The organism is Collinsella aerofaciens (assembly GCF_039758965.1).
Classification (GTDB): domain Bacteria; phylum Actinomycetota; class Coriobacteriia; order Coriobacteriales; family Coriobacteriaceae; genus Collinsella; species Collinsella aerofaciens_BR.
The window spans coordinates 16261-39364 of record NZ_JBDMSL010000023.1; the positions used below are offsets into that span (position 1 = coordinate 16261).

18 protein-coding genes are annotated in these 23104 nt (G+C 59.3%); 10 read left to right on the forward strand and 8 right to left on the reverse strand.

Annotated features, from left to right (window positions below; translation table 11 throughout):
- Nucleotides 1–185: 185 nt before the first annotated feature.
- From ABHU32_RS08155 to ABHU32_RS08165, 3 genes are all read right to left on the reverse strand, one after another.
- Nucleotides 186–1970, reverse strand: coding sequence for a hypothetical protein (locus tag ABHU32_RS08155; protein ID WP_346979594.1), 1785 nt, complete (start codon nt 1968–1970; stop codon nt 186–188).
- Between the two features lie 271 nt (nt 1971–2241).
- Nucleotides 2242–4014, reverse strand: coding sequence for a carbohydrate-binding domain-containing protein (locus tag ABHU32_RS08160; RefSeq protein ID WP_346979595.1), 1773 nt, complete (start codon nt 4012–4014; stop codon nt 2242–2244).
- A gap of 207 nt (nt 4015–4221) precedes the next feature.
- On the reverse strand, nt 4222–5532 hold the full coding sequence (locus ABHU32_RS08165) for an NCS2 family permease (RefSeq protein ID WP_346979596.1): 1311 nt from the start codon (nt 5530–5532) through the stop codon (nt 4222–4224).
- Nucleotides 5533–5725: 193 nt separating this feature from the next.
- On the opposite strand from ABHU32_RS08165, the gene ABHU32_RS08170 reads away from it, so the two are divergent.
- Both ABHU32_RS08170 and bsh read left to right on the forward strand, forming a co-directional pair.
- Nucleotides 5726–6145 carry a peptide deformylase gene (locus ABHU32_RS08170; RefSeq protein WP_346979597.1) on the forward strand — a complete coding sequence of 140 codons (420 nt, stop codon included), beginning with the start codon at nt 5726–5728 and terminating at the stop codon, nt 6143–6145.
- 244 nt (nt 6146–6389) lie between these two features.
- Complete coding sequence (gene bsh / locus ABHU32_RS08175; RefSeq protein WP_195240203.1) at nt 6390–7355, forward strand: choloylglycine hydrolase; 966 nt, start codon at nt 6390–6392, stop codon at nt 7353–7355.
- Nucleotides 7356–7434: 79 nt separating this feature from the next.
- On the opposite strand, the gene ABHU32_RS08180 is transcribed toward bsh, so the two are convergent.
- Together ABHU32_RS08180 and ABHU32_RS08185 are read right to left on the reverse strand one after the other, a co-directional pair.
- Nucleotides 7435–9684: a KUP/HAK/KT family potassium transporter gene (locus tag ABHU32_RS08180; RefSeq protein WP_346979598.1), complete on the reverse strand. Its 2250-nt coding sequence runs from the start codon at nt 9682–9684 to the stop codon at nt 7435–7437.
- A gap of 139 nt (nt 9685–9823) precedes the next feature.
- Nucleotides 9824–10735, reverse strand: coding sequence for a DMT family transporter (locus ABHU32_RS08185; protein ID WP_346979599.1), 912 nt, complete (start codon nt 10733–10735; stop codon nt 9824–9826).
- Nucleotides 10736–10853: 118 nt separating this feature from the next.
- Here ABHU32_RS08185 and ABHU32_RS08190 point away from each other — a divergent pair, with 118 nt between their 5' ends.
- The 6 genes from ABHU32_RS08190 to ABHU32_RS08215 all read left to right on the forward strand — a co-directional run bounded on the left by ABHU32_RS08190 (nt 10854) and on the right by ABHU32_RS08215 (nt 18701).
- Complete coding sequence (locus ABHU32_RS08190) at nt 10854–11711, forward strand: LysR family transcriptional regulator (protein WP_346979600.1); 858 nt, start codon at nt 10854–10856, stop codon at nt 11709–11711.
- Between the two features lie 201 nt (nt 11712–11912).
- Nucleotides 11913–13394, forward strand: coding sequence for an aminotransferase class I/II-fold pyridoxal phosphate-dependent enzyme (locus ABHU32_RS08195; RefSeq protein ID WP_346979608.1), 1482 nt, complete (start codon nt 11913–11915; stop codon nt 13392–13394).
- 226 nt (nt 13395–13620) lie between these two features.
- Nucleotides 13621–14655, forward strand: coding sequence for an amidohydrolase family protein (locus tag ABHU32_RS08200; RefSeq protein WP_035137023.1), 1035 nt, complete (start codon nt 13621–13623; stop codon nt 14653–14655).
- A 26-nt stretch (nt 14656–14681) separates the two neighbouring features.
- On the forward strand, nt 14682–15950 hold the full coding sequence (locus ABHU32_RS08205) for a hypothetical protein (protein ID WP_346979601.1): 1269 nt from the start codon (nt 14682–14684) through the stop codon (nt 15948–15950).
- Complete coding sequence (locus tag ABHU32_RS08210) at nt 15947–17065, forward strand: neutral/alkaline non-lysosomal ceramidase N-terminal domain-containing protein (RefSeq protein ID WP_346979602.1); 1119 nt, start codon at nt 15947–15949, stop codon at nt 17063–17065. Before ABHU32_RS08205 ends, ABHU32_RS08210 begins: the two co-directional genes overlap by 4 nt.
- Nucleotides 17066–17258: 193 nt before the next feature.
- Entirely contained in the window at nt 17259–18701 is a 1443-nt protein-coding gene (locus tag ABHU32_RS08215; RefSeq protein ID WP_346979603.1) for a PTS transporter subunit EIIC, read from the forward strand.
- A 123-nt stretch (nt 18702–18824) separates the two neighbouring features.
- On the opposite strand, the gene ABHU32_RS08220 is transcribed toward ABHU32_RS08215, so the two are convergent.
- Genes ABHU32_RS08220 through ABHU32_RS08230 form a run of 3 tightly spaced genes read right to left on the reverse strand, consistent with a single transcriptional unit; the run spans nt 18825 to nt 20194 of the window.
- Nucleotides 18825–19538 (reverse strand): LysR family transcriptional regulator substrate-binding protein, encoded by a 714-nt coding sequence (locus tag ABHU32_RS08220; protein ID WP_346979609.1) that lies wholly within the window; start codon nt 19536–19538, stop codon nt 18825–18827.
- Entirely contained in the window at nt 19496–19747 is a 252-nt protein-coding gene (locus ABHU32_RS08225) for a LysR family transcriptional regulator (RefSeq protein WP_346979604.1), read from the reverse strand. The genes ABHU32_RS08220 and ABHU32_RS08225 overlap by 43 nt, the downstream gene beginning before the upstream one ends.
- 36 nt (nt 19748–19783) lie before the next feature.
- Nucleotides 19784–20194 (reverse strand): peptide deformylase, encoded by a 411-nt coding sequence (locus tag ABHU32_RS08230; RefSeq protein WP_346979605.1) that lies wholly within the window; start codon nt 20192–20194, stop codon nt 19784–19786.
- A gap of 205 nt (nt 20195–20399) precedes the next feature.
- Here ABHU32_RS08230 and ABHU32_RS08235 point away from each other — a divergent pair, with 205 nt between their 5' ends.
- A complete protein-coding gene (locus tag ABHU32_RS08235) occupies nt 20400–21815 on the forward strand; it encodes an MFS transporter (RefSeq protein WP_346979606.1) in 1416 nt (471 codons plus the stop codon).
- A 152-nt stretch (nt 21816–21967) separates the two neighbouring features.
- Nucleotides 21968–22879, forward strand: a complete 912-nt coding sequence (locus ABHU32_RS08240) for a hypothetical protein (RefSeq protein WP_035137032.1) — start codon at nt 21968–21970, stop codon at nt 22877–22879.
- Nucleotides 22880–23104 lie beyond the last annotated feature (225 nt).

The window sequence follows — 23104 nt, forward strand, 5'->3', positions numbered from 1 at the left end:
GATATCGGCAGCCCCAATTGTCGCACGCCAGCGTATGCCGGTTGGGCTAGACCAAAGACAATCTCGTGCATCCCCTGCGGACGCATATGGAAAACGCCACCGCCGGAGGGGAGCTCGGCGGTGGCGTTGTTAAACGGTGCTGGGGCTCGGGGCCTTCGCGGGAGCTGCCATGTGCGCAGAGGCGTCTAAGAACGCTTACGGCTCGCCACGGTGCCTGCGGCGATAGCGGCTGTTCCCGCAAGGACGGTTGCCACGATGGCCGCACCCGAGGTGTCGCCGGTTGCCGCGAGCACGCCGGTAGTCTTGGCTTTCGTGGTTGAAGCCGCAACGGCCTTGGTCGGCTTTGAGCCCTCAGGCTTGGGGTTCTGCTTGGACTCCGCGGGCTTGCTTTCTGCGGGCTTGGTCTCGTCGGGCTTGGGGTCTTCCGGCTTGGCTACCTCGGGAGGTGCGATGGTCGTACTTTTGGCGACTGCTTTGATATAGAGGGAGTCGACCGTGGCGTCGCCCGTGCCGATGGCTTGGCCTGCCTCGTAGATGCCGTCACGGAGCTTGCGATAGTCAATGACCTTGCCGCCTTCGGGCGTCTGGATGGCGGCGTTCTCAATCTTGATGGTGCCGATTGTCTTGCCGTCAGCGCTCATGGCACGGGCAAAGATTGCCGCTGTATCTCCTTCGGCCGTTACCTTGCTGCGGATGATCGAGATGACTGCGGGTGTGACGCCCTCGCTGGTCTGGGCGATGATGCCGATGTTCTCGCCTTGGGGTTCGCGCCTCGTCTCGCCATCTTGGTTTTCGCTGTAGGGGATGGGGCCGTCGCCGTTCTCGACATAGCGGGCTATGGCCTTGACAACGGAGTCGCTGATGTAGATGTGGCCGCCCTTCTCGTTGGGTCGATCGTTTCTGGTGGAGAATGCAGCCGAAACCTCGCCTTCCGCAAACGCGTCCACGGTGGAGCCGTTCTTGACGACGATGTCGTCCTGGTAGGTGAAGAGGGCGTTGGCGCCACCGTATCTGCCTTTACTTGCACGGACCGTCACGTTTGCATGATCGAGGGTGATGCCCTTGTGGGCATAGACGCCATATTCAACACCGTTTACGTTGAGGGAGGCGTTTGTGGCTGCGAGGCTGCCCTTGGCCTCGACGGCAGCGTCTTTCTCGGAGCTTGCCTTGACCTGGCTGCCGTCCGAGATGTTGATATTGCCGCCGCTCCAAAGGGCCTCACCATCGGCCGAGCTTGCCTCGACCGTCCCGCCACCCTTGATGGTGAGGTTCTTGTCGGCTCCAATACCCTTGTCCTTGGTAGCCCTGGCGGTGACGGCTCCGCTGTCGTCAATCGTGATATTGCCGTTTGCCCTGATGCCATCCGATGCACCCGTGGCGTTGACGTTGCCCGAACCTTTGATAGCGAGATCACCTCCGGCATTGATGGCATCAAACCCAGTGCTCGTGGCGTTGACGGATCCGGCTCCGTCGATGTTGATATTACCCGTGGAGAGGATAGCGTCCTCAGTAGATGTCACGCTGAGCGTGCCGCCCTCGTCGCCTTGGATATTGAGCTCGGCATTCTCGTTAGTGCCATGAGAAACGTTGATGCTTTCGATCCATTCGGCAGTGACGATGTTGGTTCCCGAGTAATTCACGTTGAGCTTGCCTGCGGCCTGGATCTCGCCGCTGTTATAGTTGTTGAGCTTCAAGTCGTCGGCGCCGTCCCACGACCAGGTACTGGCCTCGTCGCTCGCCGCGGTGTTGTACTTGTTGCCGCCGACCTTGACCCATTCCGCTGCGAGCGAGACGCTCGGCATGAGCAGCGAGCTCACCGTGAGCGCGCACACGGCGCCCGCGACGATGCGGCGCGTCACGCGGCGCCAGCTGCCGTGCGCGAGTCCTATGCGACGGCGAACGTCGGGTTCGGCAACATGGGTTCCGGCGGTAGTGTCATTGCGTTTGGGGGTCGTGAACAAGGCTGCCATGGTTGCTCCCGTTCTCATAGGGCCTATACGACTAGATTCAGCGTATCTGCTGGATGTTGCCGGCGGTAGTGCCGTTTGGAGGGCAAAATGGCCAAAATGGGGGAGAAATAGGCCGCACGCCGGCGCAGGGACCGGCGCTAAAAGAAAAGCGCGGGGCCGCATGGCGACTCCGCGCTTTATTGTTCAGCTTTTGCAGCCTTGCCCTTACGCTACGAAGAAGTAGACGAGGAAGGCAAGGGCCGCGATCTACCCGTCCCGTGCGAAAAAGTGTTTACGAGCGCTTACGGCTCACCACGGCGCCTACGGCGATGGCGGCTGTTCCTGCAAGGGCGGCTGCCACGATGGTTGCGCTCGAGGCGTCGCCGGTTGCCGCGAGCTTGCCGGTGGTCTTGGCTCCCGTGGTTGCAACTGCAACGGCCTTGGTCGTCTTCGTGCCCTCGGACTTGGAACCCTCGGGCTTGGTCTCGCCGGGCTTTTCCTCGGGTTTGATCTCCTCGGGAGGCACGATGACCGTGCTCTTGGCGACAGCGGCGTCATAGGGGGAGTCGATCGTGGCGTCACCCGTGCCGATGGTTTGACCTGCCTCGTAGGAGATGCCGTCGCTGAGCTCTTCCTTGTTGTGATAGTCAATGACTTTGCCGCCTGCAGGCGTCTGGATGATGGCGTCCTTGATTTCGATGGTGCCAATCGCCTTGCCGTCCGCGCTCATGGCAAGGGCGAAGATTGCCGCCGTGTCTCCCTCAGCTGTGACCTTACTGCGGACAATCGAGATGGTCGCGGGCGTGATGCCCTCCTTGGTCCGGGCAAAGATGCCGATGTTCACGCCCCTATGCTCGGGAATGACCGCGCCGCTTTGGTCGTTGCTGTAGTGATCGGGGCCGTCGCCGCCGGTCTCGGCATAGCGGGCTATGGCCTTGACAACGGAGTCACTGATGTAGATATGGCCACCCGCTTCGTCGGAGTAGAAATTACTGGTGGAGATTGCAACCGAGAACCTGCCTTCTGCGAGCGCATCCACAGTCGAGCCGTTCTTGATGACGATGTCGTCCTCATCGGTGAAGAGTGCGCTGACTTCCCCGCCATCTGAGCTTGCGCGGACCGTCACGGTCGCGCCATCGAGCGTGATGCCCTTGTAGACATAGATGCCATACCCAACGCCACTTGCGTTGAGGGAAGCGTTCGTGACCGTGAGGCTGTTTTTACCGTCGATGGCGGTGTCTTCCTCGGAGCTTGCCTTGACCTGGCTGCCACCCGAGATCTCGATGTTGCCGTCGGCCCAAATCGCATTGTCTTTGATAGAGCTTGCCTCTACCTTGCCGCCGCCCTTTATGATGAGGTTCTCGTTAGCATCGATACCCTGATCCTCGGTGGCCTTGGCGGTGACGGTTCCGCTGTTGTCGATCGTGATGTTGCCGTCGGCCCTGATGCCATCCGAATCGCCCGTGGCGTTAACGTTTCCCGAGCCCTTGATGGTGACATCGTCCCCGGCATCGATGGCATCGTGCTCGGTGCTCGTGGCGTTGACAGTGCCAGCGCCGTCGATGTTGATGTTGCCGACGGAAGTGATGGCGTCACGAGAAGATGTCACGTTGAGCGTGCTGGACGCGTCGCCCTGAATATTAAGCTCGGCGTTCTCGTTCGCGCCATCCTTAACCTTGATGCCGCGGCCGTCGTCGTTAGTGACGGTGTTGTTGCCCTCGTAGCTCACGTTGAGTTTGCCCGCTGCCTCGATCGCGCCGCCGTCATAGCCGTTGAGCTTCATATCGTCGGCGCCGTCCCAGCTCCAGGTGCCGGCCTCGTCGCCTGCCGCGGTGCCGGCGTTGTACTGGGTACCGCCGACGTCCACCCACTCGGCCGCGAGCGAGACGCTCGGCATGAGCAGCGAGCTCACCGTAAGCGCGCATACGGCGCCTACAACGATGCGGCGCGTCACGCGACGCCAACTGCCGTGTGCGAGCAGCGTGCGACGGCGCACGTCGGGCTCGACAAAATGGGCTCCAGAGGTTTTGTCATTGCGCTTGGGGGTCGTGAACAAGGCGGCCATGGTTACTTCCATCCTCATAGGGCCTATGCGATTACGCCCAGCATATCTGCAGGATGTAACCGGCGGTAGTGCCGTTTGGAGGGCAAAATGTCCAAAATTCGGGAAGCAATACATCGCGCGTCCGTGCGTTGCCTGGCTTTAAAAGAAAAGCGCGGAGCCGCTCGATGCGACTCCGCGCTTTGGTGTTCTGCTTTGGCAGCTTTGCCGCTACGCTACGAAGAAGTAGACGAGGAAGGCGAGGGCTGCGATCCACATGAGCGGCTTGATCTTGGAGGCCTCGCCCTTAAAGAGCGCGACGATCACGTAGGCGATAAAGCCCAGGCCAATGCCGGCAGAGATGGAGTAGGTGAAGGGCACGCCGGCGACAATCATGAACGCCGGGAAACCCTGAGACACGTCGGACCAGTCGATCTCGGAGGCCTCGCTCATCATGAGGTAGCCGACGTAGACCAGAGCACCGCAGGTGGCGGCGCTGGAAACGATGGTGACGATGGGGGAGAAGAACGCGGCGAGAATGAACAGCACGCCGGTGGTGACGGAGGTGAGGCCCGTGCGGCCACCGTCGGCGGCGCCGGAAGTGGACTCGACGAAGGTGGTGATGGAGGAGACACCCATGAAACCGCCCACAGCGGCGGCGGCGGAGTCGACGATTAGGATCTCCTTGATATTCTCGACGTTGCCGTCGTCGGTGAGGAACTCGCCCTGCTTGGCCACGGCCATCGCGGTGCCCATGGTGTCGAAGAAGTCACTCATGAGCAGCGAGAACGAGATGACGAGGAGCGCGGGGTCGGTAAGGACCTTGACGATGGCGGGCATGCCGCCGGCGTCGGCGATGGGGCCACCGATGCTCGAGAAGTCGAGCGGGGCGATGATACCGGTCGGAGCCTGGGTCACACCTAGGGGGATACCGGCGATGACGGCGACGACGATGCCGATGAGCAGCGAGCCGGGGACGTTGCGGCAGGCGAGGGCGACTGTCACCAAGATGGAGATGATGCCGACGATGAAGGTGGGGGAGGTGATGTCGCCCAGACCGACGAGTGTACCGGCGCCAGCGGTGATAATGCCGGCATCGCACAGGCCAATCATGGCGATGAACAGGCCCAGACCCACCGAGATGGCGTGACGCAGGACAACCGGGATGGCGTCCATGATGGCCTCGCGCAGGCCACAAAGCACGAGCAGCAAGATGACGACGCCCTCAAGGAAGATGACGCTCATGGCCACGTGCCAGTCACCGCCGCAGACGGTGGTGGTGATTCCAGCGATCATCGCGTTGACGCCTAAACCCGACGCGCAGGCGAGCGGGCGGTTGGCGAAGATGCCCATGCAGATGGTCATGATGCCGGCGCCCAGGCAGGTGGCGCAGGCGAGCGCTCCCGCATCGATGCCGGCGCCCGAGAGCACCGCGGGGTTGACGGCAATGATGTAGGCCATTGCCAGGAACGTTGTCAGTCCAGCGCGAAGTTCGGTCCCGATTGTGGACTTGCGCTCGCTGACGTGAAATAGTTCGTCCATGCATACCCTTTCCTTGTTCGGCCCCGAGTTTAGGCCGATTGACACGAACTCACCCACTATAGCCCCTTTACGACGCTGTTGCTCCTCGCATGTTGATGTTCGGCGCTTTGTAGCAGACGGACGGTATTTTTCGCATGAAAATGTGTGGGTACCGTATACTTAAGCGGTTACAACGACCCCTATGGAGGAACGTATGATTAAAGAGCTTTGCCGCAACGAGGCTATTCTGTCCCAGCGTTGCGAGGTCGCGACCGTCGAGGACGAGTCGGTGGCACAGGACCTGATCGATACCATCAAGTCGCTCGACGATGCCGGCTGCCTTGCCGCCAACCAGATCGGCGTCACCAAGAAGGTCTGCGTCTACCTGGACGACGCCGGCGAGCCCCATGTGCTCTACAACCCCCGTCTGGTGTTTGGCCTGGGCGCCAGTAAGATGGAGGAGAGCTGCCTGACGCACGAGGAGGTCACCAAGTCCACGCGCTATATCAAGTGCAAGGTTGCCTTTGACCAGATTGTCGACGGCAAGATGAAGGAGTGCCGCCGCGACTACGCGGGCTTTGAGGCACAAATGATCCAGCATATGATCGACCACTGTCTCGGCAAGTTGGTCTAAGGGGACCAAAGCACCGCACCTTGCCGCTCAATCGTCGCTCGCGTACCTTAAGTACGCTTCGCTCCTCTTTCGTGGCAATCTGCGGCACTTTGACCCCTTAGACGACCTGCGGGGTTAACTTGGTTGAGTTTATCCTGCTTGAATAGTCCGGGCATGACATTGTTGTCATGTCCGGGCTTTTGTGTTTAGCGCCTTTTTGTTTGGTGACAATAACCTTAGCAGGAACGTAAAGCTAGGAGGCGCTATGTGTACGAGCATTCGATTTACCGATAATTCTGGCCACATGTATCTAGGCCGCAACCTCGACTGGAGCTTTGACTACGGCCAACAGGTTCGCGTGATGCCGCGCGGGTTTCACATTCCGTATTCGTTTATCGACGACGCGACAGCGGCGCACGCGGTGATCGGTATGTGCATCGATTACAGGAACTACCCTATGTTCTTCGATTGCGGCAACGATGCGGGCCTCGCCGTGGCGGGTCTCAATTTCCCGGGTTATGCCGAGTATGCCGAGGGCCCTGTCGACGGCAAGACCAATATCGCGGCCTATGAGTTCCCCCTGTGGGTGGCAGCGACGTTCTCGACGGTCGATGAGGTCGAGGCCGCGCTGCGCGACACGGTGATTGTCGCCAAATCTGCCGGAGAGGGGCTGGGCGTGTCGCTGCTCCATTGGATTATCGGCGACAGCCAGCGCAGCATCGTGGTCGAGATGATGGCTGACGGCCTGCATGTATACGACGATCCGGTCGACACCCTTGCCAACCAGCCGACCTTCCCGTGGCACATGGAAAACCTGCGCACCTATATCACCGCCACAAGCGATTTTCCGCAGACGGCGACATGGCGTGGTGCCGAGCTCAAGCCCTATGGAGCCGGTGCCGGCATGCGCGGCATTCCGGGCGATTGCTATTCGCCGAGCCGTTTTGTAAAGGCGGCGTACCTCAATGCCAATTACCCGCAAAAGGAGAGCGAGACCGAAAACGTCGTTCGCATGTTCCGCTCGCTCGAGGGCGTGGTGATGATCGAGGGAGCGTCCAGGATGGGCGATGGCAAGTTCGAGAAGACTATCTACACCGGATGCTTTAGCGCGCGCACGGGCAATTATTACTACGCGATGTATGGGGATCCGTCGATTCGCTACGTGAGCCTGATGGATGCCGAGGGCGCGAGCCCCGATAGGCTCGTGGTTCCCGAGCCGCGCCGTTCGTAGCCGATAGCTTTACCGCAATGCAAAGCGGCCCTGCATCTCCCGTGAGGCGCAGGGCCGCTGTCGTTGATTTGTGACGTCGCTAGAAGTTGGCGTCGTTGAGTTGTTCACTCTCGAGGCCGTCGAGCTGTTGCTGTTCGGGCGTATCGGCGACGCTCTCGAGCAGCTCGGTGGGATCGATGTTCATGTCCCTACCGGCCTCGTTGCCGTTGACCAAGTCGTCCGAGAAGATGTCGACTTCCATTTCCTCGGCCTCTTCAATCTGAACCTCGAGCGGCACCTGGGTGCGCACGAGCTTAACGACCGGGCGCATGCGGGCAAACAGCGGCACGTACTCGATGATGATGGCCGAGTTCTCAAGACCGTACCAGCGTGCCGGGCTTCCGCAGGCGCGGCGGACGGCGTACTTGATGGCCATCACGCGGTGGTCATTGCGGTTGATGTCCGTTTCGGGGGCGAGCATCTTGCGCAGCATGCAAAAACGGAAGTCGCCCACGTTGCCGCGCGTCTCGTAGATGGAGTAGGTGTGGTGCTGCGGCGGCAGCTCGCCCGAAGCCATCAGGTCGCCGACGATCTGACGCAGATAGGCGTTGACGCGCTGGTTGACCTTAAAGCCCAGGTCCAGGCGAACGCGGAAGAGGAAGTCCGTGCCAAAGGTCTCGACGGAATACTCGTGCGTATAGGGCTCGTCGGTGACATGCACGTTAATGAACCAATACGCCTTGGCGCGCTTGGGATGTTTATCCAGGATGGAATAGAGCACGTCGCGGTCGAGCGTGAGCGGATCGGGGCTGTTGGTGAGGAACACCAGGTTGTCGGCGAGCACGGGATAGGTCTCGTCGTTGCGCAGGCGGTTGAGCTGATCGATGTACTTGGAGACGGGCAACAGAATCGTCTGCGTGCGCTCGATGGCGGTGCCACGGCGCCACACGTACATAAGGCCAAACAGCAGTGCGGCCAGGAAGATCATCACATAGCCGCCGTCAAAGAACATGGTGAGGCACGAGGCGAAGAAGCACAGCTCAATGGCACCGAAGAGCAGGGCGAAGACGCAGGCGCCCAGCTTGTGCTTGAGAATGCCGGCGATATAGCTCGTCAAAAGCGTCGTGGTCATGAGCATGGTCACGGTAATGGCGAGGCCGTAGGCGCTCTCCATGCGCTCGGAGTTTTGGAACAGCAGCACGATGAAGATGCAGCCGACCCACATGATGTTGTTGACGAGCGGAATATAGAGCTGGCCCTTGGTGTCGCTGGGGTAGTGGATGCGCAGATGCGGCATAAGGTTGAGGCGCGTGGCCTCGGATACCAGCGAGAACGAGCCGGTGATGAGCGCCTGCGAGGCAATGATGGCCGCCACGGCCGAAAGCACGATGGCAAAGGGGCGCAGGGGCTCGGGAAGCATCATATAGAACGGGTTGACGATATCCATTGCGAGCATCTGGGGATTGGAGTTGTTGGCGAGCAGCCAAGCTCCCTGGCCCAGATAGTTAAGGATGAGGGCCGCCTTAACAAACGGCCAGGATGCGTAGATGTTGGCCTTGCCCACGTGGCCCATGTCTGAATAGAGCGCCTCGGCGCCGGTCGTCGACAGGAAGACGAAGCCGAGCACCATGATGCCCGAGTGGTTGATGGGCGAGAACAGGAACATGATGCCACGGATGGGGTTGAGCGCGCGCAAGATGGACAGGTTGCCGAGCATGTTGAATAGACCGGCGCCTGCCAGGAACAGGAACCACAGCGTCATGAGCGGACCGAACAGCTTGCCGATTGACGAGGTGCCAGCGCGCTGCATGGCAAACAGGCCGCAGATAATGATGATGGTAATAATGATGACGTTAGTTTGCCCGTCACCCAACAGCGCGTGGCCCCACTCGATGGTGCGCAGACCCTCGATGGCCGTGGTAACCGTGACGGCGGGGGTGAGGATGCCGTCGGCGAGCAGCGCCGCACCGCCGATCATGGCGGGGAGAATCAGCCACGGTGCCACCTTGCGTACCAGGCTAAACAGGGCGAAGATGCCGCCTTCGTTGTGGTTGTCGGCCTTCATGGCGATTACCACGTACTTGACCGTGGTCACGAGCGTCATGGTCCAGATGACGAGCGAAAGCGCGCCCAGGATCATGTCCTCGCTGACGGTACCGATGCCGCCGTTGTTGGCGACGATTGATTTCATGGTGTACATGGGGCTCGTGCCGATGTCGCCATAGACGACGCCGAGCGTTACGAGCAGCATGCCAGCGGAGAGGGGAATGGCTCCATGCCCGCCTTGACCACGCTGGTCTTGGGGGCTTGCCTCCAGTTTGTTGTGTGCCACGTGGACTCCCTTAGACATCCGGTTATCTGTCTAGGACAAAAAACTTTATGCCGTCTTTATACATACAAGAGCAGTTTGGCACATCGGGTTATTTTAGACAATAATCCCCATCTGGGGATTATTCATATACGCAGGTAGTATTTCAAAGCAGGGGCTTTTAAGCACGTACTGTCTGGGCGATGCCAGCCTTGGCGTTTGCACGTTTGCCGGCGAGTTCGCAAAAAATCGCGCCGCCGATGATAAGCGCGGCGCCCATCAGGCGGACCGGTGTTATGGCTTCGCCCAAAAGGACGGCCGAGAACACGACGGCCGAAAGCGGCTCGAGGTAGCCGACGACCGCGACGGTCTGGACGGGCAGCTTGGCGACGGCACTAAAGTAGAGCAGGCAACCGATGCCGGTGTTGACGACGCCGAGCATGACGACGGCGCGCCAATCAATACTGGTGGCGACGCCGGCGGACAGGAATGAGGGAGCGCCCTGCGTGATGAGCGTGAGGACCAGCGCGGTCACAAAGGCGGCGCTTACCTGGAGCGTGGAGTTCTCGAGGCCTTCGATGTGTGGCGCACCCTTGCTAGCGATGACCATCAGCGCATAGCAAAATGCCGAGGCGATACCGCAGACGATACCCGCAATGGGCATATTGCCGCCTAGACCTTGTGCTGCAATGAGAAAAGCACCGCAAGCAACGGCGATAAACCCGGCGATTTTGCCGCCGGTCAGTTTTTCGCCAAAGATGAGTGGGGAGAGCGCCATGACAATGATGGGGCCGCAGTAGTACAGCAGCGAGGATACGCCGACGCCGATCGTCTGGTAGGCGCGGAACAGAAAAATCCAGCTGGCGCCCAGCGCGGCTCCCGAAAGGAGGAGGGCTGCGGCTTCGCGGGGGCGAGATGGCGCCTGCAACTTATGGCGTTGGGTGATGGCGAGAATGGTGACAAGCGAGAGTGCGCCCAAAAACGTGCGTAGTAGCACGATATCCGAGCTCGGCAGCGCGATGGCAGCGGCGATGATGCCGTTGGAGCCAAACAATAGCAATGCTGCTAAGTACGTAAACAACCCGTTGTTCATGCGCTGACATCCCCTCTATATCTGAGCATCTTCACTATGGGTGAACTGGTTTTAGAAGAAAAGCGAATATAATGCATAGATAACATGACAAAAACTCATGCAAAGGTGGAGGGGCGCCGTGGAAACGAATATTCAAAAGATGCAGGTGCTGCTGGAGACGGTGCGCGCCGGAAGCTTTACGCGTGCTGCCGAGCGCCTGAGCTATTCGCAGTCGGGCGTGAGCCGTATGGTGGCCGATCTTGAGGCCGATTGGGGCTTTAAGGTGCTCGACCGCAGTCGCGAGGGCGTAGTGCTTTCTGCCGACGGGCGGCAGGTCATGCCGGCTGTCGAGGCGCTCTGCGAGGAATTCACTCGCTTGCAGCGACGGGTGGATGAGATGCGCGGGCTCATGCGCGGCAAAATCTGCATCGGTACGTTTTCGAGCGTGGCGACCCACGTACTGCCGCCGGTGATTGCGCGCTTTCGTGCCGATCATCCGGACGTCGATTATGAGTTGCTGATGGGTGATTACTCAGAGATTGAACAATGGGTGGCGGAAGGGCGCTGCGATCTGGGCTTTATCCCGCGTGAGCCCCGAGAAAACGGCATGGCATCGCGGTCTTTGGTGCGCGACGAGTTGATGGCGGTAGTGCCGGCAGACTCTTTGTTTGCCACGGCGGAGACTATCTCTCTAGCCGAGTTGGCCAACGAGCAGTTTATTCTGCTAGAACGCGGCACAGATGATGAGATTACGCCGCTGTTTCGTCGGGCGGGACTGACGGTGCGCTCAAAACTGTCGACCTGGGATGACTATGCGATTATGGCTATGGTCGAGGACGGACTGGGCGTGAGCATTCTTCCCGCGCTCATCTTGCGCCGCTGTCAGTTCGATGTTGCCGTGCGACCACTCGAGGGACATCCCCATCGGCAGATCAATGCGATATATCGCACGACTGACGTTTCGCTTGCCGCCGCTCGATTCCTTGAATACCTCTAAACGTGTGCACGTCATTGTCCGGTTTGGGCAAATCTCGAAGTTCGGTACGTTTTCTTGTGAAATTGAACTTCCCGATAATGCGCCGCGCTATACTGCTGCCTAAATTGAACTCAGGTTCAATTCGTGTTCTATAAATTGAACTTTGCCAGCAAGGAGGTTCTAGTGGCCCAAGAGACGTTTAGCGATCGCCTGCGACAGACTATGTCCAATCGCGACGTTCGCCAGTCGGACGTAATCCGCGCATCGGAGATGCTCGGCAAAAAACTCGGCAAGAGTCAGATGAGCCAATATGTGAGCGGCAAGACGATCCCGCGGCGCGATGTGGCTGAGCTGCTCGCCCGTATTTTGGAGGTCGATGTTACCTGGCTGCTCGCCGGCGACGCCGATCAAGGCGAGGCATCATCACCCCGCAACGATTCCAAGCCCGAACCCCATCCCTCAGCTCAAATTGCAAGGAGCACCACCATGCGTACTTTTTCTAAATCCACCAAACTCGACAACGTCCTGTATGACGTGCGCGGTCCCGTCGTCGACGAGGCCGCCCGTATGGAGGACGAGGGCGAGCGCATCCTCAAGCTCAATATCGGCAACCCGGCGCCCTTCGGTTTCCGCACACCCGATGAGGTCATCAAGGACATGCGCCAGCAGCTGCCCGACTGCGAAGGCTATTCCAACTCGCGTGGCCTGTTCTCCGCGCGCAAGGCGATCATGCAGTATTCGCAGATCAAGGGCCTGCCCAATGTTCAGATGGAGCACATCTACACGGGCAACGGCGTGTCCGAGCTCATTCAGCTTTCGATGAACGCGTTGCTCGACAATGGCGACGAAATCCTGATCCCCAGCCCCGACTATCCGCTCTGGACGGCGTGCGCAACTCTTGCCGGCGGTCATCCCGTACATTATCTGTGTGATGAGCAGGCGGATTGGTATCCCGACCTGGAGGATATGGAGTCCAAGATCACGAGCGCGACCAAAGCCCTCGTCATCATCAACCCCAACAACCCCACGGGTTCTGTCTATCCGCGCGAGGTGCTCGAGGGCATCGTCGAGATTGCACGCAGGCATCAGCTGATGATCTTTGCCGATGAGATCTACGACCGCCTGTGCATGGACGGCTACGAGCACGTCTCGATTGCCTCGCTCGCTCCCGATCTGCCCTGCGTCACCTTTAGCGGCCTTTCCAAGTCGCACATGATCGCGGGCTATCGTATTGGCTGGATGGTGCTTTCGGGCAACCAGCGCTGCATGAGCGACTTCATCATGGGCGTCAACATGCTCTCGAACATGCGCCTGTGCTCCAACGTGCCGGCTCAGTCGATCGTTCAGACGGCACTCGGTGGCCATCAGTCGGTCAACGACTACATCCGTCCCGGCGGCCGTGTCTACGAGCAGCGCAACTTTGTGTATGAGGCGCTCAACAAGATTGACGGCATCTCGGTGGTTAAGCCGCGTGCGGCGTTCTACATCTTCCCCAAGATGGATGTTAAAAAGTTCAACATCACCGATGACGAGCAATTCGCCCTTGACCTGCTGCACGAGAAGAAGATCCTGATTACGCGCGGCGGCGGCTTCAACTGGGCTGAGCCCGATCACTTCCGCATCGTGTACCTGCCGCGCATGGAAGTACTCAAAGAGTCCCTCGAAGACCTCGCCGACTTCTTCGATCACTACCGCCAGGCGTAACGGCAAAGGTAGACTGTAATGAAACGGTCGGCCCGCAACGGATGCGGGCCGACCGTTTTCTGTCTAAGCCCGTGCTGTTAGCGCTTGTCTCGTTGAGCGGGCGAGGTTCGCGTGTGAGCGGTAAGTTCTATTCCAAAATGGAATACAGTGGGCTTAAGCTGGAATTGATGTCCGGGTACCTGCTTTTCTAGAATGTTTTCAACAAGATGAAAGGCGGTTCCAACCAATGATTATCGATGCAAATTCCTACTGGTTCGACGAGCACATCTTTCATGACGAGACGCTCTGCGAACAGTTTTTGGCCGAGGTACCCCGCGCCTATGACACCGAAGGCTATCTGACCATGAATTCCGCCGGCAAACGACAGATCGTGATCGAGATGCCCGCCGGTTCTCCGGGTCTTAACTACATTGAGGGCGACTACACCCTCGAGAAGCGCTTGGCCGATATGGATGAGGCGGGGGTCGACAAGGCGATCCTCAAGCTCCCCGGTTGTCACGAGTGGATGTCGCTCGAGATGTGCCGGCGTTTCAACGACGGTATGGCTGCTGACGCGAAGGCGTCAAGTGGCCGTCTGATTCCGCTTGTCGCTGTGCCGCCCTTTGGCACCAAAGCGAATTTGGAGGAGCTCGATCGCAGGCTCGACGATGGTTTTGCGGGTGTGCAGCTCTGCGCTCACTACGGCAAGCGCTATCTCGACGACCAGGTCTTCTCGAGCTTTTTCGAGCACCTGAACGAACGCCATGTCACCGTTTACGTGCACCATGTTCCCGTGCCGGTCGAGAACGAATCGCTTCTCGCGTACGACAACCTTCGCCGCTCTTATGGCCGCTGCGTCGACCAAACTACGGCGATCGGCCGAGAGATCTTTGGCGATTTCTTTGAGCGCTACCCCAATATCAAGATGGTCCACTCCATGCTCGGCGGCGCATACTTTGCGTTCAAGGAGATGCTGCTGCCTCATGGTCCCAAGCGCCCTGATGCTTCTGGCCGTTTTCAGGTCGATACCGAGACCGTTTCCAGGCGCCTCGAGAACAACATCTATTTCGACATGTCCCATGCTCAGCCTTGGGGCAAGACACTCCTTGCCTGCGCGGTTGACGTGCTGGGTGCAGACCATATTGTTTTTGGCACGAGCTATCCCGTTAAACGCGAGTGGCTCACCGAGGGTGTCGCCTGCGTTCGCGCTGCAAATCTGAGCGATACAGACAGCGACCTTGTGCTTGGCGGTACGGCGCAGCAACTGTACGGTGTCGAGTGAGCGGCAATCAGAGGGGAGTATCTGCCATGGACGAAGGAGAGATGAGGGCTGGGGCCGCTCGTGTGGCCATCGATCTTGGGGACGTGTTGCCGTTCGACGGTTTCGACGAACTCCGTCATGAGGTCTTCGCCCGTGCCCTTATCATCGAGGGGACGGGGCGACGCGCCTGCGTCCTTTCGCTTGAGGTCACCTCGATCGCTCCGGCTCTACTCGCCGATCTGCGTGAGGTTGTTGAGGATGCCGCCAATTGCAGCGGTGCTTATTCTTGGGTGGTTCCTACCCACACGTTTTCCATGCCTCACGTCCGCACTCCCGGGCATCTTGTCGACGATGCTGCCCGCAACCGCAACGAGCGCTATCGCGCAGCGCTCGTCGCTGCCGCCCGCACGGCTGTCGAGCGCGCTGTTGCGGGCATTCGCTCTGCCACGCTCGCCACTGTGGAGGGCGAATGCCCCGTGAACGTTAATCGCGACATTGAGACGCCTGCCGGCTGGTGGTTGGGCTCGAATCCCAGGGGGTTTGCCGACCACACGATGCCCGTACTCGCCATAAGGGATGCCGGGGGCGAGTATGTTGCCGTGCTCGCGACGGCGGACGTTCAGTCCTCCGTGCTCGACGGGTCGCGCGACTCCGAGGGGAGGCGCATGGCGAGCGGAGACCTCTTTGGTTTTGCCGCCATGTCACTCGAGCGCGAGCTGGGCGGCGTTGCCCTGTTGCTGCCAGGCGCCGCGGGCGACCAAGGTCCGGCGGAGCGCGCCATGAACGTCATGTTCGATGTGGCCGGCGTTAAGCAGACGCTCGATGCCCATGAGGACGGATACCGCATGCTGCACCAGCAGGGGCAGGCCTTGGGCGATGCTTTGATCGAGGCCACTCGCATGGCGCGTAAGGATGACGCTACCGGCATCGGTGCCCGCACGGTCGACGTTCTCCTGCCCGCTCAGACACGCGCCGATTTTCACTCTTTGGCTCCGCACCGAACGTATGAGTTTCATGCCGCTGGCGAGCAGCGCACGAGGGTCTATCTACTCCGGCTGGGAAACGTCGAGCTTGTCGGCGTACAACCCGAGGTCTCGAGTGCATTCGGCGCCACTGTGCGCGCCGCTCGGTCCGGCTCTGTGTTCTTTGCCACGCTCGTCAACGGCGGACAGAAGTACCTGCCGGCCCCCGATGCGTACGAGAAAATCACCTATGAGGCCATGAACTCCGGCTTTGCCGCCGGCTCCCATGAGCGCCTCCTCCAAACCATCCTTGCCGCTTTGAACGCGGCGCGACAAAAAGGAGAACTTGCATGAATATCGGACATGCACGCCGCAAGATTACCCCGCAAGGCGACATCTATCTAATCGGATACCGTAACCTCCCCAACCGTCTGGAGCCTGCGACAGGCGTCCATGACGACGTCTTTGCCAACGCGATTCTTTTCCAACAGGACGACCGCGAAGTTTTTCTCTTCAACGCTGATGTTCTCGAGTTTGAGGAGAGCATGGCCGAGGAGGTTAAGACGATGCTCGCCGAGCGCTACGGAATCGACCGTGACTGCGTTCTGCTCTCCGCGACGCACGACCACACTTCGATCGTCGCCTACCATCGCAGCTGGTGGACGGGAAAATTCAACGAGGACTACTATCGCTGGTTCCTCGATACCATCTGTCAATGCTTCGAAGAGTGCCGCGCCAACGCGCGACCTGCGACCTGTCGCATGGGCAAAAAAGTCATCACCGGTTTCTACGACAACCGCATCATTCCCGGTGAGCTTGCCGACAATGAGGTTATCGTGGTGTCGTTCTTCGATACCGAAGGCAAGCCATTTGCGGGCTTTGTGAACTGGGCGGTGCATTCCGCTTGCGTCGGACCCGACTGCACAGAGCTCACGAGCGAACTCGCCGGTCTTACCGGCAAAAAGCTCGCTCAGAGTCTTGGTTACTATCCGGCCATGGTCGTCGGTGCTGCTGGCGACTGTAGCGACCGCAATTTTCGCCAGGGACGCGGCATTCCCGAGGTTGAGCGTGTTTCGACCGGTCTTGCCGAGGCGATTTCCCAGATCAAGCTCGATTGCGAGGTCGTTCTTGACCGCATCGAGCCTCAGACGTTCTATCACACCGTTGCCCGTGACGACTTTTCACTCACGCTTAAGTGTGCCGTCATCAGTCTGGGCGGCTTGCATCTCTTTGTGTTCCCGAGTGAACTCGGCAGCGACCTGGGCATTCGCATGAAGCGCGAATGTCCGGTCGAGGGAATAGTCTGCGGTTACACCAACGGCTATTTTGAGTATTTCCTTCCGGCACGCGAGTACGGCCTCTCCTTTGAGACCGAGCGTACTCAGATTCCCCAGGGCGAACCGGAACGTCTGTGTGACAAGTTCTGCCAGACGACGAGACTTCTCGGCGCAGCAGATTCGCGTCTGTAGGCCTGATTGCGTGATATGGGCCAATGAGGCTCATTGCCATGTGATCGGCATCTTCCATCTTCTCTGCCGTTCCCCATCCCGGGCGTACGTGCGTCCGCGGATTTCAAAGGGGGAAGCGGGTTCCTTGCCCTCCCACGTCGACTACGGAGGCATGAAATCGATGCTATACCCCGCTCAGAAAAAGGAGAATTCCATGAAATACCAGAAGCTTTGCGATGAAATCATCACAAAGGTCGGTGGTCGAGACAATGTGTTAGACGTGAGCCACTGCATTACGCGTCTCCGCTTCCACCTCAAGGATGAATCGCTCGCCCAGACCAATGAGCTTAAGGCGACGAAGGGCGTCGTTGACGTCATCCAGGCCGGCGGACAGTATCAGGTCGTGATTGGTGCCACTGTCGAGGCCGTCTACAACGACCTCGTTCAGATTGGCGGGTTCGACTCCAAACCCGCGCTCGATATCGATGAAGGCGACGACGTCAAAAAGAGCGATCCATTCTCGCGTCTGCTTGCCATCATCTCCGAGATTCTGCAACCGGTTCTTGGCGTGCTTATGGCCGGTGGCTTTATCAAGTCGATGCTCGCGCTCTGCACGGTTGCCGGTTGGCTTGCCAAGGACAGCAATACGTATGTGACGATCTCGGCAATCGGAGATTCGGTCTTCTATTACTTTCCGCTAATCATTGGCTGGACGTCGGCCAAGAAGTTCGGACTTAAGCCCGTTATGGGAATGGCGCTCGGCGGTATCCTCGTCTACCCGACGCTCGTTGCCCTTATGGGCGGAGATCCGCTCTACACGCTCGGCGCCGGTACGGTCTTCGAGTCCAATGTCTACGGTGATATTTTTGGCATCCCGCTGATCATGCAGAATTACTCATCGACGATTCTGCCTGCGATCTTTATCGTCTGGATTGCCTCCAAGGTGCACAAGGCCCTTTCTAACGCGCTGCCCGCGCTTGTGAGCTCGTTCTTCTCCAACATCCTGACGCTCCTCATTTGCGGCATCCTTGGCCTGCTTGTGGTCGGTCCGGTCATGACGGTCCTCTCCAACATCGTTGCCCAGATCATCTTGATGCTCATCAACTTCCAGCCCGCCATCGCCGGCTTCGTCATCGGCACGTTCTGGAGCCTGCTCGTCATGTTCGGCCTGCACTGGGGTATCATCCCGCTGTGGTTCCTCGATGTCGCAACCTACGGCTATGACCTCATTAATCCGCTCGTGTATGCAGGCGGTTGTGCCATCGCCGGTGCTGTGCTTGGCATGGTCATCCGAACCAAGGATTCCGAGGAAAATGCTGCCGTCAACATTCCCGCCCTTGTCTCTTCGATTTTCGGTGTCAACGAGCCTGCGCTTTACGCCATCTTGCTGCCGCGTAAGCGCCTTATGTGGGCAACCTTTATTTCCGCTGGTGTAGGCGGCGCCATCGCCGGCCTCATGGGTGCCAAACTCTATGCCTTCGGTGCCTCCGGCCCGCTCGGTTTTCCGAGCTTTATTAACCCTGCCGGCATCGACATGGGCTTTATCGGCCTTGTCATCTCCGGTGTGGTCGCTTTCGTTCTGGCTCTTGTCGCCGCTATGGTGATCGGTACCAGGAAGGACGAGGGCGGTAAGGCGCTCAACATCTCGGTGGACTAGTCTGTCTGCGCACTTTAACTAAATATGCCTCGGACGGCGACGTGCCGCCCGAGGCATATTTGTGTTTTGTGCCGTTGTCAGCGTGTTTGCGGACACAAGTCTGCGGTTGTGGAGCAGCAGGGATTATGACGGTCGTGCCGCGGTGGAAGACGTACGGTCGCCCTGCAGGAGCTGACGGTAGGGGAGGAAGCCGATGAACGAGACGACCGCCTGCGAGTGCGCGGCGTTTCGCTTGAGGTAGAGCCTGACCTCGGAGGTCGTCGCGGGCTCGAGCGGCACCAGGGCTACCTTTCCGCTGGCGAGCGATTCCGCCGGCTTGCGCATGAGGAATGAGACGCCGGCGCCGCGTGCGACAAGAGAGATGATGTTCTCGGCTCGTTTGCCGGTGAACGTAACACGTGGGCCAAATCCAGCTTCGCGACAAAGGGAAAGGACGAGCTCGCTTACGAACGAGCCTTGGGGAAGCATGAGGAAATTCTCGTCGATAAGGTCGTCTATCTCGACGGTGTCACATTCGGCGAGTGGATGGTCGAGCGGAAGGACGGCCACGAGCCGGTCGGTCGTAAAGGGAATCTTTTTGAACTCCGGCTCGATGGCGCCGCTGTCACGGATGAAGGCCAGGTCAATGTCCTCGTGCAGGAGCATGCGCTTGAGTGTGTCGCCCTCGCCTTCGATGAGCTCGACAGAATATGAGGGGTTCGCCTGCTGAAAATCGATGACGGCGTCCGTGATCCCATAAGGGGCCATAATGGGGATAGAACCTACGGTGAGGTGCTCGAGCGGCTCACCTGCGCCTATTTGAATGGCGGCAAGATAGCGGTGCTGAAGCGTCGCAATTTTTGCGCATAGGGGAGGAGCGCTTCACCTTGTGCGGTGAGTGTTACGTGGCGCTGGCTTCGATCGATGAGCTTGCAGCCGAGTTCGTGCTCCATTGCCATGATGTGCTTGGAGAGGGTTGATTGCGACATGAAAAGCAGTTCCGCCGCATCAAGAAACGTGCGTGACTGCGCTAAGATGGCGAATTCGCCAAAGCGGCTGATATCCATAGGGAGGCCTCCGGTACCCTCATTTTGGCAGGTGGCCTAAACCACGACGCCATTGCAGTGGTCGATTTCGTGTTGGATGATCTCGGCGGTGTAGCCCGAGAAGTTTTTGATGCGGTGGACGAAGTTCTCGTCCAAATACTCAACCTTAATGCGGCGATAGCGGGTACAGGGGCGCTCGCCGATCAGCGAGAGGCATCCTTCGCTCGTCTGATAGGCATTGACCTGCTCAAGAATTTGAGGGTTGTACATCAGGAGTGTCCTGTTGCCGTCCTTTACGCAGATGATGCGCTTGCGCACACCGATCATGTTGGCGGCGAGCCCCACGCACTCGTGCTCATGCTCGTGGAGTGTATCCAGGAGATCCTGCCCGGTCACGACATCGTCGGGTCCCGCGTCTTCGGAAGGCAGGCGCAAAAAGAACTCGGATTTCATGATGGGCTTAATCATGGCGGGCTCCTCATGTCTTATGCTTTCGTGGACTTTTAATAATAGCGCGGAAGGAAAGCTGCGCGTCCGCGTTACAATCTTTCAACGTTGGACCATGTTGCCAGATTCGTCGTGTACGGCGTCTGGCGTAAGTCTAGGGCTCATTTTTCGCCCTGGACTGTTCCTCTGGGGCGATGCGACTGTCGTTCCAAGAGGAAGGAAATGCATGGGGAGCAAATCTCAGCAACAAGTTCAAGCAACGCCATCGGCCACTGCGGCGATTCTCGTCGTTATGTATATTGCGGCCTTTGTTGCCGCGTTTAACGAGAACATCATTAACGTGGCGTTGCACGACATTATGGCAGCCTTTTCGGTGAGTGCCACCACGGCGCAGTGGCTCGTCTCGGGCTACATGATTGTGACGTCGATCTTTACGGCCATCATGGCCTTCCTGTCCGGCCGTTTCTCGACGCGCAAGCTGTTGTTTTTCGCATGCGGATGTATGGTCGCCGGCGAAGTCCTGTGTCAGATCGCTCCGTCGTTTAGCGTTTTGCTGCCAAGCCGTATTTTGCAGGCTGCGGGATCGGGCATCTTGTTTCCGCTCATGATGAACGTGGTGCTGTCTTGCGCCCCGCGCGAGAAGCTTGGTCTGTATCTGAGTCTGGGCGGTGCCTGCATTACGCTAGGGCCGGCGTTTGGACCCGTGATCAGCGGTCTTATGTGCACGTTGTTTGGCTGGAGGGCGGTATTCGTAGTGCCGCTGGTGGGCGGCGTTGTGGTCGCTGCGGCGGGCGTAAAGCTTGTTCAGAATGTCGGAGAGCGCTCGAACACCACGCTTGACATTCTGTCGGTTGTTTTGCTCGCTGCCGGCATTACGGCGTTTGTGTATTCCGTGGGTGAGTTCTCGACCAATCTGATTGCCGGTGTCGTGGCGCTTTTCGCTGCCGTTGTGCTGCTCGGCCTGTTTGCGGCCCGCCAGCTCAAGCTCGAGCATCCGGTGCTTAACGTGCGTCCCATGGCGAGCGTTCGTTTTTGGCCTGCGTGCTTGCTTGTGGTGGTGTCGATGATGACGACGTTCTCGATGAGCGTTTTGTTGCCGCTCTATTTTGAGGGCGCATACGGCATGACCGCACTTATTGCGGGCCTGCTCATTTTGCCGGCGATTGCCTGCAACGCCGTGACCTCGATTGTGGGCGGACGTGTGATGGACGCCCGTGGCGCATGGCCGCTGCTGCCGGTCGGCTTTGCCCTGATTGCCGTGGGACAGACTGCCATCTCGATGACGGCGGCAAGCATGAACATCGGCGTCGTCGTTGCGCTGACCGTTGTGGTGTATGCCGGAGTCGGTTTGGTGCTGAGCCCCTCGCAAACGGCTGGTTTGGAGACGCTGCCTGCCGCTGAACATCCTCACGGAACGGCATTGCTTAACACGTGGAACATGATTGCCGCATCGTTTGGCCCGTCGCTGTTTATCGGTCTGCTCTCGAGTTCTGCGGCGGCTGCCAGCGTCGCTGGCGCTGCGATCGACGTTGCCCAGGCGATTGGATTTGCAGCTGCCGTGCGTGTGGCGGCTGTAATTGCCGTGGTCGGGTTCGTGGCGTCGCTGGTGTACGCTCATCGCGAGTCGCACATGTCGCATTAATGTGTGCACATAGATTCTGCAGCTAGATTGGATGGCGACACCATAAACTAATGGACGTTTTGCCGAGAGGCATGAATGTTTAAAGCGCAAAGAGTGCGCGACGGGCCCCGCGAATGGGGCGATGATGCCCGAGAGGGCCAAGAAGGAGTCTCATGTCTGAAAACGAAGAGATCATGAACGAGACCGAGAACGAGACCATGGCTGCCGAGGTCGAGGCAGTCGAGACCGTGGAGACCGAAGCTGCCGAGGTTGAGGCTGCTGACGAGGTTTCCGCAGAGGAGGAGGCCGAGGTTGTCGAGGCCGCCGTTGATTACGATGACGAAGAGCTGATGGACAAGATGCAGAAGGCCGCCCGCCTGCTGCGTAGCCGTCGCTTTGCTATTTCCAAGGAGGAGGAGGCCAAGGCCGAGCGCATGGCGAACATCGAGCGCGCCATCAAGCTTCTTGACCTCAAGCCCAAGATGGAGCAGAAGGAAATGTCCGACCTGCTGGGCATGCGCCTTCGTGAGCTCGATGGCCTGATGGCCGAGGCCGAGGCCGCCGATCTGGTCGGCCGCATCGACGACGCCGAGGGCGATATGCGCAAGATTGTTGTCTTCGCCGCCGAGGATGCCGCTGAGGGCCTGGTCGAGCTTGCCAACAAGAAGGAGAAGCTCCTGCCTGAGCTTTCTTACGAGGAGGCCACCGAGCTGATGGCCGCCCTCGATAAGGTTATCGCTCCGCTCGTCGCCATGGGCCTGGACGAGGACCGCGGTCCTCGCGGCGGCCGTGACGACCGTGGTGGCCGTGGCGGCGACCGTGGCGGTCGCGGCGGCTTTGGCGATCGCGGTGGCCGTGGTGGCGACCGCGGCGGTCGCGGTGGCGATCGCGGCGGCCGTGGCGGTTTTGGTGACCGTGGCGGCGACCGTGGCGGTCGCGGCGGCTTTGGCGGTAACCGTGGTGGCTATGGCGATCGCGGTGGCAACCGTGGCGGCTTTGGCGGCAACCGTGGTAACGACCGTGGCGGTCGCGGTGGCGACCGTGGCGGCCGCAACGGTGGCGGCTTCCGCGGTAACCGCTTCTAGTTGGGTTACGCGGTTTTACCAAACCGCGTAACTAGTTGACGCTGCGCGCCCACCAGAGCGACAACTTGTCATTCAAAGAGGACGGCATGACCAGAAGGTCTATGCCGTCCTCTTTTCATGCCAATTTGTTCGCTCTGGTAGGCGCTCGCTCATATGACCCAATCCGCTGTCAAGAGCCACAATGGCCCCGCCGACCGCTTGCAATCGGTCGGCGGGGCCTGCCGT